Source organism: Granulicella sp. L56, assembly GCF_009765835.1.
In the GTDB taxonomy this organism is placed as follows: domain Bacteria; phylum Acidobacteriota; class Terriglobia; order Terriglobales; family Acidobacteriaceae; genus Edaphobacter.
This window is the reverse complement of the sequence record NZ_LMUS01000001.1, coordinates 93371-106915: the sequence shown is the minus strand read 5'-3', so window position 1 is coordinate 106915 and position 13545 is coordinate 93371. Positions and strand designations below refer to the sequence as shown.

General features: G+C 58.6%; 13 protein-coding genes. 4 read left to right on the top strand and 9 right to left on the bottom strand.

Annotated elements, in window-relative coordinates:
- Nucleotides 1–15: 15 nt before the first annotated feature.
- Nucleotides 16–267 carry a hypothetical protein gene (locus GSQ81_RS00460; RefSeq protein ID WP_158908796.1) on the bottom strand — a complete coding sequence of 84 codons (252 nt, stop codon included), beginning with the start codon at nucleotides 265–267 and terminating at the stop codon, nucleotides 16–18.
- Between the two features lie 371 nt (nucleotides 268–638).
- On the opposite strand from GSQ81_RS00460, the gene GSQ81_RS00455 reads away from it, so the two are divergent.
- Complete coding sequence (locus GSQ81_RS00455) at nucleotides 639–1169, top strand: RNA polymerase sigma factor (protein WP_216846348.1); 531 nt, start codon at nucleotides 639–641, stop codon at nucleotides 1167–1169.
- Nucleotides 1170–1305: 136 nt separating this feature from the next.
- Nucleotides 1306–1755, top strand: coding sequence for a hypothetical protein (locus GSQ81_RS00450; RefSeq protein ID WP_158908794.1), 450 nt, complete (start codon nucleotides 1306–1308; stop codon nucleotides 1753–1755).
- A gap of 85 nt (nucleotides 1756–1840) precedes the next feature.
- Here GSQ81_RS00450 and GSQ81_RS00445 read toward each other — a convergent pair whose 3' ends face one another.
- Nucleotides 1841–3691 carry an alpha-L-fucosidase gene (locus tag GSQ81_RS00445; RefSeq protein WP_158908793.1) on the bottom strand — a complete coding sequence of 617 codons (1851 nt, stop codon included), beginning with the start codon at nucleotides 3689–3691 and terminating at the stop codon, nucleotides 1841–1843.
- A 125-nt stretch (nucleotides 3692–3816) separates the two neighbouring features.
- Nucleotides 3817–4257: a DUF6526 family protein gene (locus GSQ81_RS00440; protein ID WP_158908792.1), complete on the bottom strand. Its 441-nt coding sequence runs from the start codon at nucleotides 4255–4257 to the stop codon at nucleotides 3817–3819.
- A gap of 265 nt (nucleotides 4258–4522) precedes the next feature.
- Here GSQ81_RS00440 and gpmI point away from each other — a divergent pair, with 265 nt between their 5' ends.
- Nucleotides 4523–6139, top strand: a complete 1617-nt coding sequence (gpmI, locus tag GSQ81_RS00435) for a 2,3-bisphosphoglycerate-independent phosphoglycerate mutase (RefSeq protein WP_158908791.1) — start codon at nucleotides 4523–4525, stop codon at nucleotides 6137–6139.
- Between the two features lie 160 nt (nucleotides 6140–6299).
- Here gpmI and recR read toward each other — a convergent pair whose 3' ends face one another.
- The 4 genes from recR to GSQ81_RS00415 form a co-directional block, all read right to left on the bottom strand.
- Complete coding sequence (gene recR / locus GSQ81_RS00430; protein ID WP_256369647.1) at nucleotides 6300–6899, bottom strand: recombination mediator RecR; 600 nt, start codon at nucleotides 6897–6899, stop codon at nucleotides 6300–6302.
- Entirely contained in the window at nucleotides 6900–7223 is a 324-nt protein-coding gene (locus tag GSQ81_RS00425; protein WP_158908789.1) for a YbaB/EbfC family nucleoid-associated protein, read from the bottom strand.
- On the bottom strand, nucleotides 7223–9223 hold the full coding sequence (gene dnaX, locus GSQ81_RS00420) for a DNA polymerase III subunit gamma/tau (RefSeq protein ID WP_158908788.1): 2001 nt from the start codon (nucleotides 9221–9223) through the stop codon (nucleotides 7223–7225). Before dnaX ends, GSQ81_RS00425 begins: the two co-directional genes overlap by 1 nt.
- A gap of 79 nt (nucleotides 9224–9302) precedes the next feature.
- Nucleotides 9303–9767, bottom strand: coding sequence for an SET domain-containing protein (locus tag GSQ81_RS00415; RefSeq protein ID WP_158908787.1), 465 nt, complete (start codon nucleotides 9765–9767; stop codon nucleotides 9303–9305).
- Between the two features lie 136 nt (nucleotides 9768–9903).
- Here GSQ81_RS00415 and GSQ81_RS00410 point away from each other — a divergent pair, with 136 nt between their 5' ends.
- Nucleotides 9904–10599 (top strand): hypothetical protein, encoded by a 696-nt coding sequence (locus GSQ81_RS00410; protein ID WP_158908786.1) that lies wholly within the window; start codon nucleotides 9904–9906, stop codon nucleotides 10597–10599.
- A 135-nt stretch (nucleotides 10600–10734) separates the two neighbouring features.
- Here GSQ81_RS00410 and GSQ81_RS00405 read toward each other — a convergent pair whose 3' ends face one another.
- Together GSQ81_RS00405 and deoC are read right to left on the bottom strand one after the other, a co-directional pair.
- The gene (locus tag GSQ81_RS00405) at nucleotides 10735–12615 is read right to left on the bottom strand and encodes a SpoIIE family protein phosphatase (RefSeq protein ID WP_158908785.1); all 1881 of its coding nucleotides are present in this window, start codon (nucleotides 12613–12615) and stop codon (nucleotides 10735–10737) included.
- Between the two features lie 131 nt (nucleotides 12616–12746).
- Nucleotides 12747–13511, bottom strand: coding sequence for a deoxyribose-phosphate aldolase (deoC, locus tag GSQ81_RS00400; protein WP_158908784.1), 765 nt, complete (start codon nucleotides 13509–13511; stop codon nucleotides 12747–12749).
- Nucleotides 13512–13545 lie beyond the last annotated feature (34 nt).

Below are 13545 nucleotides of genomic sequence, written 5' to 3'. Positions count from 1 at the left end.
GAAGACATGTGAAGGCTATGCAGGTGGGGCGCGTGCAGGAATGTTTCGCGGGGAGGAATCGACCATGAAGCGAATGTTCAGAGGTTCCAGCCCAATGCCCGTGGAAGGCAGGACGGATACATGAATCGCTGGTACGGAAGGCTCCACGACCAGATGGCTGAGGTGGCATATCGGACAGTTGTCGGGAGCCGTGTTGACATGATGGTGCCAGACCATACCGAGCGTTGTGCACATCAATAGAGCGAGGAGCGCTATTGGGACAACCATTCGCCAGATTCTCTTTTGCTCAGACATGGTTGAAATACTCTGATGGCCCTGCATATCTATGGGGTAAGTGTAGTCCAGAAATCGCTTATCTGGATATTGGCCGTCAATTTTTAAATACCTGTGGAAGGGTGCCGGGACTGAATGACAGCGAAGCACCCCAGCGGGTTTGGATGATGTCGTTGCGGCTAACCCTGCTATGTTTTGCTCTGTTTGCAGACATGAGGCGACTCGATTTCCCAAGTTCTCAGCCTGCGGGTACGAGACGATACTTCGTAAAAATGTTGGCCCGAAGTCCCATTTATTTCTGATAAGACTTGTTAGAAATAGCTACTCTCTGTGACTACCTTGGTATGAGAGGAGTTCAGAACATCTTGACCGGAGACGAAAGCCAGGATGCCCGTTATCAGGAAGCAGCGGAAAAATACGGCGCCTCACTTGAGCGGCTCGCAAGGGCCTATGAGGCCGATCCGGATAGACGCCGTGACCTTATCCAGGACATTCATCTTCAATTGTGGCGTAGTTTTCTGCGCTACGATTCACGCTGCTCCATGAGGACTTGGGTCTATCGCGTGGCACACAACGTAGCCGCTTCCTATGTCATGCGTGAGCGAAGGGTGTTCTCAAATCTGGTGAGTCTGGAGCAACTCGAAATGGCTTCGGACAACGCCACGGGGCAGGTGGCTGCAGACCATCGAATTAACCTGGACCGCCTGTCCGCGCTCATTCAACAACTCAAGCCCATCGACCGCCAGGTCATCATCTCTTATTTGGAAGATATGGACGCAGCATCGATAGGAGAGATCACTGGCTTGTCGCCAGCAGCGGTTGCCATGAGGATTCATCGCACCAAGAACGTTCTGGCAAAACGGTTTCGAGAAGGAGGAAACAACCATGCCGGATAATTCTCCGAACGATAACCCCAAACAGATTTGGCAAACACAACCTACAGAGGCTCTGAAAATGACGTTAGAGACGATTCAGCAGAAGGCAAATGAATCAAGATCAAAGACGCGCCGCGAACTTTTTGGGAGCATCGCCATGACGTTGATCGTAGTGGCGATCTCGGCTTTCGGCATTCTGCGAGGATCCGGTATTGGCACCCGCCTCGTATTCGTTCTTGCAACTACCTGGGCTTTTGCCGGACAGTTTCTCTTGCATCGCGGAATGTGGTCAGCGAGCCCGCCACCCGATCCGACTCTAAGCACTGGACTGGAGTTCTATCGGCACGAGATCGACAAGCGGCAACGTCTCGTGCGCAGAGTCCTGCAGTGGTCTTTCGGGCCGGTGATTCTGTCTATTGGCGCCCTGATTGTGGTGCTGGGCAAAATTGCGAAGGGAAGTAGCCTTCCGATCAGTGCGGTCATGCCATTCATCGCACTGATCGGAATCTGGATCATCGCATTCTTCGTGCGAAGGCTGCGAGAGCAGAGAAAGCTCTTGCTGGAAATTAATGAAATGAATGATATCGGGAAAGTGGGGACTCATTAACTATCAGGTCGAGTCCTATTATTTCGAGGGCAGCGCAGCCAGCGCCAATTGCAACCTCGCTCAGCGAGCGAGGTTGCAATCTGGCTTAGGTGAACTGCACCTTCAGCGCCGCCGCATAGTCAACCGGCGGTTTGTATCTCTCAGGCAGCGTCACGTTCAAACCCGCCGCGGTCTGCTTCCACTTCACCTTCTCGTCGGTCCCCAGCAGTTGAACATTCGTTATCTTGCCCGGCTTCGTCGCCGCGGAGCTCCCCAGCGACTCCACCACAAACTCCGCCGTTGGCCAGCCCAGCACAATCGTATACACAACCGTATTGGCCTTGTTCCGCGTAAACCGGATGTCCTTTTCCCCCAGCTTGGTGACGCTCTTACCCTGAAAAGATCCAGCCGTCACAGCATTCGGCCCCTCGCCATATACCTTCCATGGCCGGGTCTCGTAGATCGCTTCGCTGTATGTTCCCATCCACGACGTGATCCCATCCAGAACCGCGATCTCCTTGCTGTCGATCGTCCCGTCCGGCCTGCCCGGAATGTCCAGAATGAAGATTCCGTTCTTGCTCACCGCATCCACCATCCAGTGGATCGCATCTCTCGGCGGCAGATACCCGCCATATTCGCCGGGCTTGTCGTACAGCTTGCGGTCGTAGTGCCAGTCCCCAATGCATGTCTCCGACTGCCACACATACGGCATGATCTTGCTTGTGATCCCGCGCTCGTAGTCCGCTACCACTGCCTTTGCCAGATTGTCGGGCACGCCCTTCACATTGAGGATGCCCTCCACCTTCCCGCCATGCGTCTGCAGACTGCGGTTGTAGTAGTACGCGGCAATATTCATCCCGCCCCACCCTAGCGGAAACAGCGTGTTATCGAAGTACAAAAGGTCCGGGTCATGCTGATCGATCAGGTCGCGTGTCCGGTCATAAAAGTTCTTCACATACGAGATGTCCGGCAGCGCATTCAGCGGGTGCTTCGGGCCATAGAGCAGTTGCGGATCGAGACCCTCCCACCATGTATTTTTCCCGTCGGCCGCCGTCAATCGACCATCGTACGGAGCCCCTGCCATCGGGCCGGCCTTGTTCGCGCCATGCGAGGTCTGAAACCACCACCAGTTCCGCGCCTGATGTACGGTCACTCCAAATTTCATCCCCTGAGCGCGCGCCGCAGCCGCCCATCCGCCAACAACGTCACGGTGCGGCCCAATCGCGCCCGAGTTCCAAGGATGGTGCTTCGAGTTCCACGCGTCGAACCCGTCATGATGGTTCGCCAGCGTGATAAACAGCTTCGCGCCCGCCTTCTTGTATCGCGCAATCAACTCTTCCGGCTGCCAGTTCAGCAGTGTCCACTGCGCGCACAGGTCTTTGTACCCGAACTTGGACGGATCGCCATAATGTGCGAGTTGGTTTTTGTAGTCGTCCGATCCTTCGATATACATGCTGCGCCCGTACCAATCCCCATACTCCGGCACGCACTGCGGGCTCCAGTGCGCCCAGATGCCGAACTTCGCGTCCTGATACCACTCCGGTGTCTCATACTGCTGTAGCGAATCCCAGTCTGGCTTGTAAGGTCCCTCGCCAGCTAGTCCCGCAATCGGCCCGGTCATCGGCACCCCGTCCAAAGACCCGCCAGGAACCGGCAGCTTCGGCGGATTGCCCCACTCTGCGGGCCGCCAGGTGGCCTCATCCAGCTTGTTCTTGACGAACTGCCCATCCTTCAGCTCGAAGAACTCTCGCTGGGCCGCCGGTGTCGCACAGAATGTCGCATAGTCTTCGGTCAAGGTGTCGAAGCTCTTGAACGACGGCGTCTCAGCAACCTTCGCTGCCTCCTCGGTCGAGACCTCCGGAGCCTCCTGCTTTGCCTGCCCCGCTTCTGCCGTCGTAGGTACCGCCGTCGCCGCTGCTGCTCCCGCGATCATCTTGCAAAAATCTCTGCGTTCCATCGGTTGCTCCTGGGAAAAGGCATGGTTGAAAGTCGGGGAATTATTTCAGTTCTAATCCATCGAAGCAAGGGAGTAGCAAGCAACGCCCTGCAAATTATATTCAGCTCTTGCGTAGAACGCTGCGCTCAGATGCGGAGGTCGTCTGCTCGCCAGTGTTCGATGGCCTGCTTGATGGCCTTAGGTTCGAGGTTCTGGGTCAGGGTGCGCCGCGCCAGGGCAGGGAGCTCAGCGTCCGAAGCAAAGCGCAGGGCAATAAGCTGTGCCGTCGTGAATTCGCCGATGTGCGCCCGCTCGTCAAGCGGCAGAAGCGTGGCCAGCCGCAGACGCTCTTCGAGGCGGATGATGCGGTCCTGCGCCTTGACCGCCTGCATTCTGCCCAGCAGTGCCATCAGCAGGAAGGCGATGGACATGACGATCCACCAGTGGAAAAGATATTTGTGCGCGGGGTAGCGGTGGACCGTGTCGTAGATGGAGAAGATAAGGTTAAACACAAGGATGGGCATCAGCACGAAGTGAAAGGGCGGAAAGCGGCGCTTGTGGTTCTTATAGCTCTGAGGCTTGGACATAAGAAGTCCTTTCGACGAGGAGAGTGAGTTCGATGCAAGGTCCGCAGCAGCCCAAGGGACGGATCAGAATAGCATCCGACTGTGCCGGTGAGATTGGCGTGGGTCGATGAGTGGGGAGCTGAGCACGGGGCTTGCAACCCATCGAGCCGCAATATTCACCTGTGGAAAACCTCTCAGCTCAAATCGCATAAACCTCGCCAAATGATTCCTCCACGACCGCAAGCTCAACTCAGCCCAGCAGACTCTTGTTATCCTGACCTAAACCATGTCAAACAAACCGATCGTTCTTACCATCCTCGACGGCTGGGGCTACCGCGCCGAGACCAACGGCAACGCCATCGCCCTTGCGCGCAAGCCCGTCTACGACAAGCTGCTGGCCGAATTTCCCAACACCCTTATCCGCGCCAGCGAGCACTTCGTCGGCCTTCCCGACGGCCAGATGGGCAACTCCGAGGTCGGCCATCTTAACCTCGGCGCAGGCCGCATCGTCCGCATGGACATGACCCGCATCGACACCGCCATCGCCGACGAGAGCCTCTTTCGCGATCCCGTTCTTACGCATGCATTTGATCTCGCCGCATCACGCCAAGCTGGCCTCCACTTCTTCGGCCTGCTCTCCGACGGCGGTGTCCACTCGCACCAGCGCCACCTCTACGCATTGCTGCGCATGGCCGCGAAACACGGCCTCACCCGCGTCTTCGTCCACGCCTTCATGGATGGCCGCGACACCATGCCCAACAGCGGTGTCGGCCATCTGGAGTCGTTGCAGCAGCAGTTCCGTGAGATCGGTGTTGGCCAACTAGCCTCTGTCTCCGGCCGCTACTACGCGATGGACCGCGACCTCCGTTGGGAGAAGGAGCTGCAAGCCTTCGACGCTATGGTCACCGGCACAGCGCAGGGCGGCAGCTATCACGATGCCGTCGCACGCGTGCGCGAGCTTTACAACAACGACATCACCGACGAGTTCATCCCGCCATTCACCGTGACGAATGTGAGTGGCGACGCCGTCGGCCTCATCCGCGATAACGACGTCTGTGTCAACTTCAACTACCGCGCCGACCGCGCTCGCCAGGTCACTCGCCTCCTCGCACGCAACAGCGATGTCCCCGGCGGCCTCACAACGAACGACGCCAACGATCTGCCCAAAGCCGCTGAACTCGAAGCAGAAATTCCACGCTCCCGTGCGCCCAAGAACATCCACTACGTCTGCATGACGCAGTACGACAAAAACTTCAAGCTGCCCATCGTCATCCAGCCCGAGTCGATGGACAACCTTCTCGCCAACCTTATGGCGCAGGCCAACCTCCGCAACCTCCGCGTCGCCGAGACAGAGAAGTACGCGCACGTCACCTACTTCTTCAACGGCGGAATCGAAAAGCCATTCCCCGGCGAAGACCGCGCACTCATCCCATCGCAGAAGGTCGCGACCTACGATCTCGCGCCCGAGATGTCGGCATCAGGCATCGCCGACGCTGTGGTCAAAGCCGTCAACGACACTGCCTTCGACGTCATCATCGTCAACTTCGCCAACGCCGACATGGTTGGCCACTCCGGCAAGCTCGAACCCACCATTCGCGCCGTCGAGACGGTCGACACGCAACTAGGCCGCATCTATCAAGCCATCAAACAGCGCGGCGGATCGCTCCTCGTCACCGCCGATCACGGCAACGCCGAGATGCTTATCGACCCCGCAAGCGGCGGCCCGCACACCGCGCACACGACGAATCCAGTACCGTTCATCCTCGTCAACGACGAATTGAACACCAGCCATCACCGCATCCTTCGCCCCGGCGGAAGCCTGCGCGACATCTCGCCGACGATCCTGACCTTGCTGGGTCTTGAAAAGCCGAAAGAGATGACCGGCACAAATCTAGGCAGCTAGAAAATTCCCACGGTTCCTACGAGAAGAGAAGGCACGTCATCTCGACCGAAGCAGCGCACAGTTTCATCGTGCGCTGCGCAGTGGAGAGACCCCCTGTATTAGCAGTTGCAGTTGCCTGTTTTAAATCGGTGTCATCGGTGCAAATCGGTGTTAAGCCGCTTCAGAACTCCCGCCGACCTTCCATGGCCCGCGTCATCGTAACCTCGTCGGCATACTCAATATCGCTCCCCGCCGGAACGCCGGTTGCAATTCGAGTCACCCTCACCTCAGGCCGCGTCCGGTGTATCTCTCCGGCAAGATAACCTGCGGTCGCTTCACCCTCGGTCGTAGGCGAGGTAGCAAGAATTACCTCATCGACCTCAGGCAGTCGAACCAGCAGATTCGCAATCCGCAACTGCTCCGGCCCAACGCCGCCAATCGGCGATAGCGTGCCATGCAGGATGTGATAAACCCCGCTGTAGCTCCGCGTCTTTTCAATGGTCGCGATATTAGTCGGCTCTTCCAACACGCAGATCAATCGCTGATCTCTTAACGTACTTGTGCAATAGACGCAAGGGTCAACGTCGGTAATATTGTTGCAGATCGAGCAAAGCCGAAGATGCTCTTTCAACTCGCGAATCGCCGCCGACAGCTTGTCCGCGTCCTCAGCCGGAGAGCGCAGCACATGAAACGCCAGTCGCTGCGCGCTCTTTGTGCCGATTCCCGGCAGCTTGCGCAGCTCCTCAATCAGCCGCGTCATAGGCTCTGCAAACTGCGCCACTTAGGTTAACCCCGGAAGATTCAATCCGCCCATCATTCCGGCAACGCTGGCCTTGATTGCCTCGTCGGCGCGTCGTCCCGCCTCGTTCACCGCAGCCATAATCAGGTCTTCCAGCAGCTCAAGATCGCTGCCCGCGCTGCCGATGGCGGATTGTTCGATTTTGATCCGCAGTACTTCTTTCTTCCCATTCATCCGAACGGTGACAACACCGCCGCCGCTCGAGGCTTCGACCACAGTCTCAGAGAGCTTCCGCTCCATCTGCTCCTGCATCTGCTTCGCCTGGCCCATCATCTCTTTCATCTTGCCCAGATCGGAAAAATCCATTAATCCCCCTCGCGCAGATCGATCACATTGCGAATCTCCGCATCGAACAGCTTCTGCGCCTGTTGCACAATTGGATGCTCCATCGCCTTGGCCTGCGCGCTGCCGGACTTCGCCGCGCGCGGCTTCTTGGCTGTGGCAGCCTTTGCAGCTCCCGGCAAAAGCACCAGCTTCAACGCACCAGAGCCAGCCTCACGCAGCGCGGCACGAACAATCTTCTCTGCCTCGGCATTGACCACCATCGGCAGCATCGTCTTCGACAGCTCCGTCTGCACTCGTAGCTCGCTGCCTTCGATGCTCCACTCGGCATCGGCCAGCGCATCCGCCGCCGAACCCTGACTCTTCGCATTCGCCAGCGCCTCGGTAGCAACCCGCTGCAACTCCGCAGACTCCTGCGGCGAACTCACATCAAGAGTTGCAGCCGAAGTCGCAATATCAACAGACGGTGCTTCAACCTTGGGCGGTTCAGGCACAGCTTCGACGACTGGTTTAGGCGCAACTTCTTTCACCACAGATACGACTTCATTTACAGGAGGAGCAGCGACCTCAAGCGGCTTGACCGCAGCAGGTGCAGGCTCTACTAGCTTAGGTGCAGCAAGCACAGGAGCAGGAGTTGCCACAGCAGGCCTCTCCGCATCGCCGCCCTCAAACCGTTTGCGGCTCTTGTCCACTTCAAATGGAGAGAACGCAGGCTTCACAATCACTGGCGCAGCAGCAGGCGCACTCATCACACGATTCGCCACCGGACTCGGAGCCGCGACCCTCGCCTGTGCCGACGTACTCTGCGTTCGTGGCTGCCCGGCATTTCCTGTAACAGGGAACTGGCTCAACACCTCTTCCACCGGCAGAAGACGTCTCAGATGCACAAGCTTTAGCAGCCCAAGCTCGAAGTGAAACCGCTGCTCCTGTCGATAACCCAGCTCATCAAACGTTCGCAGCATTACCTGTAGAAACCGCGTCAATTCCTCTTCACCAAACAGCGCAGCCGAACGCCCCGCACGCCGCTGCTCGTCTGCGGAGATCTGCAACAGCTCGCCCGAAATTCCATTGGCATCGGCGCCATCCGATCCAATCCCGGCGATCTTCGCAATCACGCAGTTGCGCAGATAACGCACAAATTGCCGCGCCAGTTGGGCCGGGCTGTTTCCGGCATCGAGCAACTGGTTTGCAACTGTAATGACCTCGGCGCTGCGGTTCCCATCCACAGCCTCAAGAATCTTTTCAAACACCGCATTCGGAACCGTCCCCATCAGCTCGCGAATCTGCGAAGCGTCGAGCACTGGTCTTCCGTCCTGCACCGGAGCACTGGCAATCGCCTGGTCCATGATGCTTAACGCATCGCGCATCGATCCATCGCCAGCCTCGGCCAACAACGAAAGAGCAGCCTCATCGGCGTCCACACCCTCGCGCTCCGCAATGCCGCGCAGTTCGCCGAGAATGTCCACCAGCTTCACCGCATGAAAACTGAAGTGCTGGCACCGCGACCGCACTGTCTGCGGAATGTCCTCCGGCTGGGTCGTGGCCATCATAAAAATCATGTGGTCGGGCGGCTCTTCCAGCGTCTTTAGCAGCGCATTGAACGCCGCGTCCGTAATCTGGTGAGCTTCGTCGAGGATGTAAATTTTGTACTTGTCTCGCGCAGGACGATATCGTGCCGCATCACGCAGCTCGCGAATCTCGTCGATGCCGCGGTTCGTCGCAGCGTCAATCTCGATCACGTCGACAGCGTTGCCGTTGCGAATCTCGGTGCAGCTCTCGCACACCTCGCAAGGCTCCGCCGTTGGGCGCAACTCGCTGCCAATTGCATTGCGGCAGTTCAGCGCCATCGCCAGAATGCGCGCGATCGTGGTCTTGCCGATGCCGCGATGTCCGCTGAAGATGTAGCCATGGGCGATCCGCCCCTGGGTCAGCGCGTTCATCAGCGTGACGGTCACATGGTCCTGTCCCGCAACATCCGCGAAACGCTGTGGCCGGTATTTCCTTGCAAGAACCTGATATGCCATAAATGATGAGTGCGCTCTCGTCGCCGCAGGTTTGATCGTCCCGATCGCCGCTGGTTTTATTGTATCGTCCGCAGCCGAGTCAGTTCCGCTTCCCCGCCCGTGTCGATCTCTGCGCCACCCGAGCACGCCGCTTCACCTCGGCATCGCTGAACATCGTCCCTCGGCACTTCGCCGCGCCGCAGTAGCAATCCGCCTCCGCGTCGTCGCTATCGTAGAGATTGTACTCATACGTCAGCTCCTCTCCAGCGGCAATATTGCGAATGGCGACAACGTAAACCCGCCCCTCATGGTCCTCGGTCTCGCAGTTCGGATCGCACGAGTGGTTAATGAACATCGCCGTACCAAAGCCGTCGATCACCATGCCGTCATCCCCGCAGCTGAACAGGTAGGTAATAAAGCGATCCTGGTACCGGTCGTCGGCAACTTCCTTCGTAAACCGCGGTCCCTCGTACTCGCACACGCGAGTCCCTTTTTTGAAACTCCGCGTCGTATAGCAGCCCGCCGCATGAATCGACGAAGAACGAATAATGAGACCTTTAGACATGAGTTAGAAGATTTCCATCAAAATAAAATAAGCGGCACAACCACCCGATGCTGACTATAACAAACCCTCCCGCCATATCGTCAAAGCATCAGGAGAAGTAATCTATAAAGCGTTAGGAGAAATAAACGATCAACTGATGTCCGCGCGCACTTCAATCCGACTTTTGCTGGCCGCCACGGCACTCTCCACTGCCGCGTGCCTGGCCCAAGCCGCCTCTGCGCCCTGTCCGGCGAACCAGCCCGCCGCCACGCCTTGCGCGCCTGCACCCTCTTCCCAGCAACAGCCCTCGTCTCCCGCGCCAGCCCCGCAGTTCCCATTTCCCGGCGAAACGAGTACTCCTGCCACTCCCGCGACCAACGCCCCCAATCCCGCAGCCTCTGCCGCGCACCCGTTCCCCACAGAGGCTGCTCCCGACATGCCGGGCGAAGCCCCCAGCAGTTCCAGTCCGGATAGGAGCTCAGGCTCTAGTTCCAGTAGCAGTTCAAGCGGCGACGATACGGCGGATACGCCGGACACGCCCACTCCGACGCCCACTCGTCGCAGGCTGCCAAAGGTCAAAGATCTCCAAACCCCTGACGAGCGCGTAGACGAAGACATCACCGTCGCCAAGTTCTACCTCAACCGCGGCAGCTATATGGCGGCTTATCTGCGGAGCAAAGACGCGGTTAAAACCGAGCCTAATTATGCCGAGACCCATTTCTCGCTCGCCCAGGCTGCAGAGAAGATGAAGAAGACGGACGAGGCGAAGGCTGAATACAACGCGTACCTCAAGCTCTCCCCCGGCGGCGATAACGCGAAGACAGCTCAAAAGGCGCTCGAAGCACTCAAATAGCTATAGGGATCAGACAACCCCGCGCCGTCTTGAAATCACAGGTCTCCTCACCCCAGAAGTACGTCATCTCGACCGAAGCGAAGCGCAGTAGAGAGACCCCTGTATTTGTTTTTCGTCTGCCCCACAAGCACTAAATCAACGAACCTGCAGCACCACCACGGTCTCATCGTCGAAGTGCTCGATGCCGGACTGAAAGTCCGAAACAGCCTTCAGGATTGCCTCAACCGTCGATGCCGCCGTCGGCTCAACCTGCGACTCCAGCACCTGCCGCAGACGGTCGGTGCCGAACATCTCCCCGTCAGCGTTCTCGGCGTCGGGAATACCGTCAGAGAAGAAGACGATCATGTCGCCCGGCTGCGTTGACAGCGTGAACTCCTCGTAAGAGACGTTGGGAAAGAGTCCCAGGGGAAAGCCCTCGGCCTTGATCGTCTTCACCGTCACGCCTTCCGACGTGCGCGAGACGAACACCGGCTGCACCGATCCCGCGTTGGCGATCTGCAGCGTCTGGTTCGAGTCGTCCCACACTGCCATCAGCATGGTCACGTACTGCGAGGCCAGCTTGCGCTCCTGCAACTGATCGTTCAGCGCTGCCAGCATTGCGGCAGGCGAAAGCTGCTGCGGAGCCAGCGAGCGCAGAATTCCGCTTACCAGCGCAGCATACAGTGCCGCCGGAGCGGCCTTACCGCTGACATCTCCTACGGCGAGAGCGATTCGTGCGGGCATCCCCGGCGAGCCGTAGTCGAGAAAGTCGTAGACATCGCCGCCAATAGATCGCGCCGCCAAAAACTGCACCGCAATCTCGGCCCGCTCCAGCTTCGGCGGGCGCGAAGGCATCAGCCTCAGTTGCACCTTCCTCGCCATCTCCAGGTCGCGTTCCATGCGCTGTTCTTCCTCGTGGATGCGCTGGTAGAGCCGTGCATTGGCAATTGAAATAGCCACCTGCGCCCCTAGCGTCGAGAGCGTTCGCTGATGGTCTTCGTTGTAGTAATTGACCCGCGTATGTTCGAGGTCCAGCACGCCGATGACCTGCCCCTTGTTCAGCAGCGGCACCGCCAACTCCGAGCGCGTCTCGGGATTCTCGGCGACATAGCGCGCATCTTTCCGCGTGTCGGGGGAGAGTAGCGGTTCCCTCTGCTGCGCGGCGATCCCGATGATCCCTTGTCCCAGCGCAATCGTGCGTTCGCGGGTGATCCGTTCCCCGTAACGCGAGGAGAAGCGATGCTCAAACTGTTGCGTGCGCTCGTTCCACAGCAGGATGCTGAACATCTGGAAGTCGATGACGCGCTTGAGCAGTTGGCCGATGCGCTCCAACAGGTCATCGAGGTCGAGGATGCTCGTAATCTCGCGCGAAATTTCATTGAGCACCGTCAACGTCTGCGCCTGTCGCGAGACCCGCGTATAAAGCCGCGCATTCTCAATCGCGATCGACATGCGCGAGGCCACCAGTTCCAGCAGCCGCTGATGCTCCGTCGTAAAGTACCCCAGCGTCTCCGACTCGATATCGAGCACGCCGATGACCTTGTTCTTCACCAGCAGCGGCACCGCCAGCTCCGACTTCACATTCGGGTTCGCGCTGATGTAGTGCTCGTCTTTGGATACGTCGTCCACCAGCAGCGACTTGCGTTGCAGAGCCGCCTGTCCGATGATTCCGCGCCCAATCTTGATGCGCAGGCGCTCCACCTCGGGAGCATGTCCGGTCTGAAAGCGCATCCACAGTTCGTTGGTGCGGTCATTGACCAGCAGGATCGCAAAGATCCGATAGTCGATGACAGCGCGGACCAGGTCGGCCACCCGGTGCATCAGCGTATTCAGGTCAAGCGTGGAGTTCAGCGCATCCGCGATATTGTGGAGAAAATCCACCTGCAGAGGCTCCACCCGAATATTCGTAGGCCGTGCAACGGGAGCGCCCTCCTCCGCCGTGGGACGGTAGTCTCCTTCGAACTGGTGCTGCGGGGTCTCAACCGGCGCTGGCGCAGCGGGGGGAGTGGTTCGGCGCGGCTTGTCAGCGGTAGGCATGGGAAGAGGCGATGATACTACGGTGAGTCAGGGGAAGTGGAGTTTCAACTTTGGTGCAGGACGCAGCGCCGAACCTGTTTCTAATCGGTGTCATCGGTGTAAATCAGTGTTAAGCCTTCCTGATTGCCAGGTTAAGCGACCCCACCGGCAAGTTCAGCGATGATCTTCACGCTGGCACTGGCCCCAATCCGCGAGGCTCCCGCCTTCAGCATCGCGGTCGCATCGGCCAGCGACCGGATGCCTCCAGAAGCCTTTACGCCAGCCCGTCGTCCGGCCTGCCCGCGCAGCAAAGCAATGTCGTCTACCGTCGCTCCCCCGGTCGAAAACCCTGTGCTGGTCTTCAAAAAATCCGCTCCCGCGCTCAACGCCAGATCGGCGGCGCGCAGCTTCTCTTCAAAGCTCAAAAGGCAGGTCTCAAGGATCACCTTCACAATCGCTCCAGCCGCATGGGCCAGTTCGACCACGCCACGAATATCCTGCTTTACCGCCTCATAGTCGGCGGTCTGCCCGGACTTCAACAATCCGATATTGAGCACCATATCCACGTCATGCGCGCCCTGCTTAATGACGCGGGTGGTCTCATCGCGCTTCGAGCTCGACAGCGTCGCTCCCAACGGAAATCCAACCACAACGCCGACCGGAATTCCGGTGCCGCTCAGCGCGGCTGCCGCCAGCGAGACCCAGGTCGGGTTGACCATGGCGCAGGCAAAGCGATATTCGGCGGCCTCATGGCAAAGCTGCAGCACCTGGCTGCGCGTGGCGTCCGGCTTCAGGAGCGTATGGTCCAGCACTGCCGCAAGATTCTGCGAAGAAGAAAGGGTATGGGCGGCAAACGCTGCCGCGTCGAAGTGCTCAGGCCCACTGGGGAGGGGTTCAGCGATAGACAAGGTGCTCAATCATGCTCCTTCGGCAAAGGGGGAAGTCTCCCTG

Excerpts from the sequence above, each read along its gene's own strand:
- GSQ81_RS00415 (WP_158908787.1), bottom strand. The coding sequence starts at position 9,767 with ATGTCTAAAGGTCTCATTATTCGTTCTTCGTCGATTCATGCGGCGGGC.
- gpmI (WP_158908791.1), top strand. The coding sequence starts at position 4,523 with ATGTCAAACAAACCGATCGTTCTTACCATCCTCGACGGCTGGGGCTAC.
- GSQ81_RS00410 (WP_158908786.1), top strand. The coding sequence starts at position 9,904 with ATGTCCGCGCGCACTTCAATCCGACTTTTGCTGGCCGCCACGGCACTC.
- dnaX (WP_158908788.1), bottom strand. The coding sequence starts at position 9,223 with ATGGCATATCAGGTTCTTGCAAGGAAATACCGGCCACAGCGTTTCGCG.
- GSQ81_RS00460 (WP_158908796.1), bottom strand. The coding sequence starts at position 267 with ATGGTTGTCCCAATAGCGCTCCTCGCTCTATTGATGTGCACAACGCTC.
- GSQ81_RS00445 (WP_158908793.1), bottom strand. The coding sequence starts at position 3,691 with ATGGAACGCAGAGATTTTTGCAAGATGATCGCGGGAGCAGCAGCGGCG.
- GSQ81_RS00405 (WP_158908785.1), bottom strand. The coding sequence starts at position 12,615 with ATGCCTACCGCTGACAAGCCGCGCCGAACCACTCCCCCCGCTGCGCCA.
- GSQ81_RS00440 (WP_158908792.1), bottom strand. The coding sequence starts at position 4,257 with ATGTCCAAGCCTCAGAGCTATAAGAACCACAAGCGCCGCTTTCCGCCC.
- GSQ81_RS00425 (WP_158908789.1), bottom strand. The coding sequence starts at position 7,223 with ATGGATTTTTCCGATCTGGGCAAGATGAAAGAGATGATGGGCCAGGCG.
- GSQ81_RS00450 (WP_158908794.1), top strand. The coding sequence starts at position 1,306 with ATGACGTTGATCGTAGTGGCGATCTCGGCTTTCGGCATTCTGCGAGGA.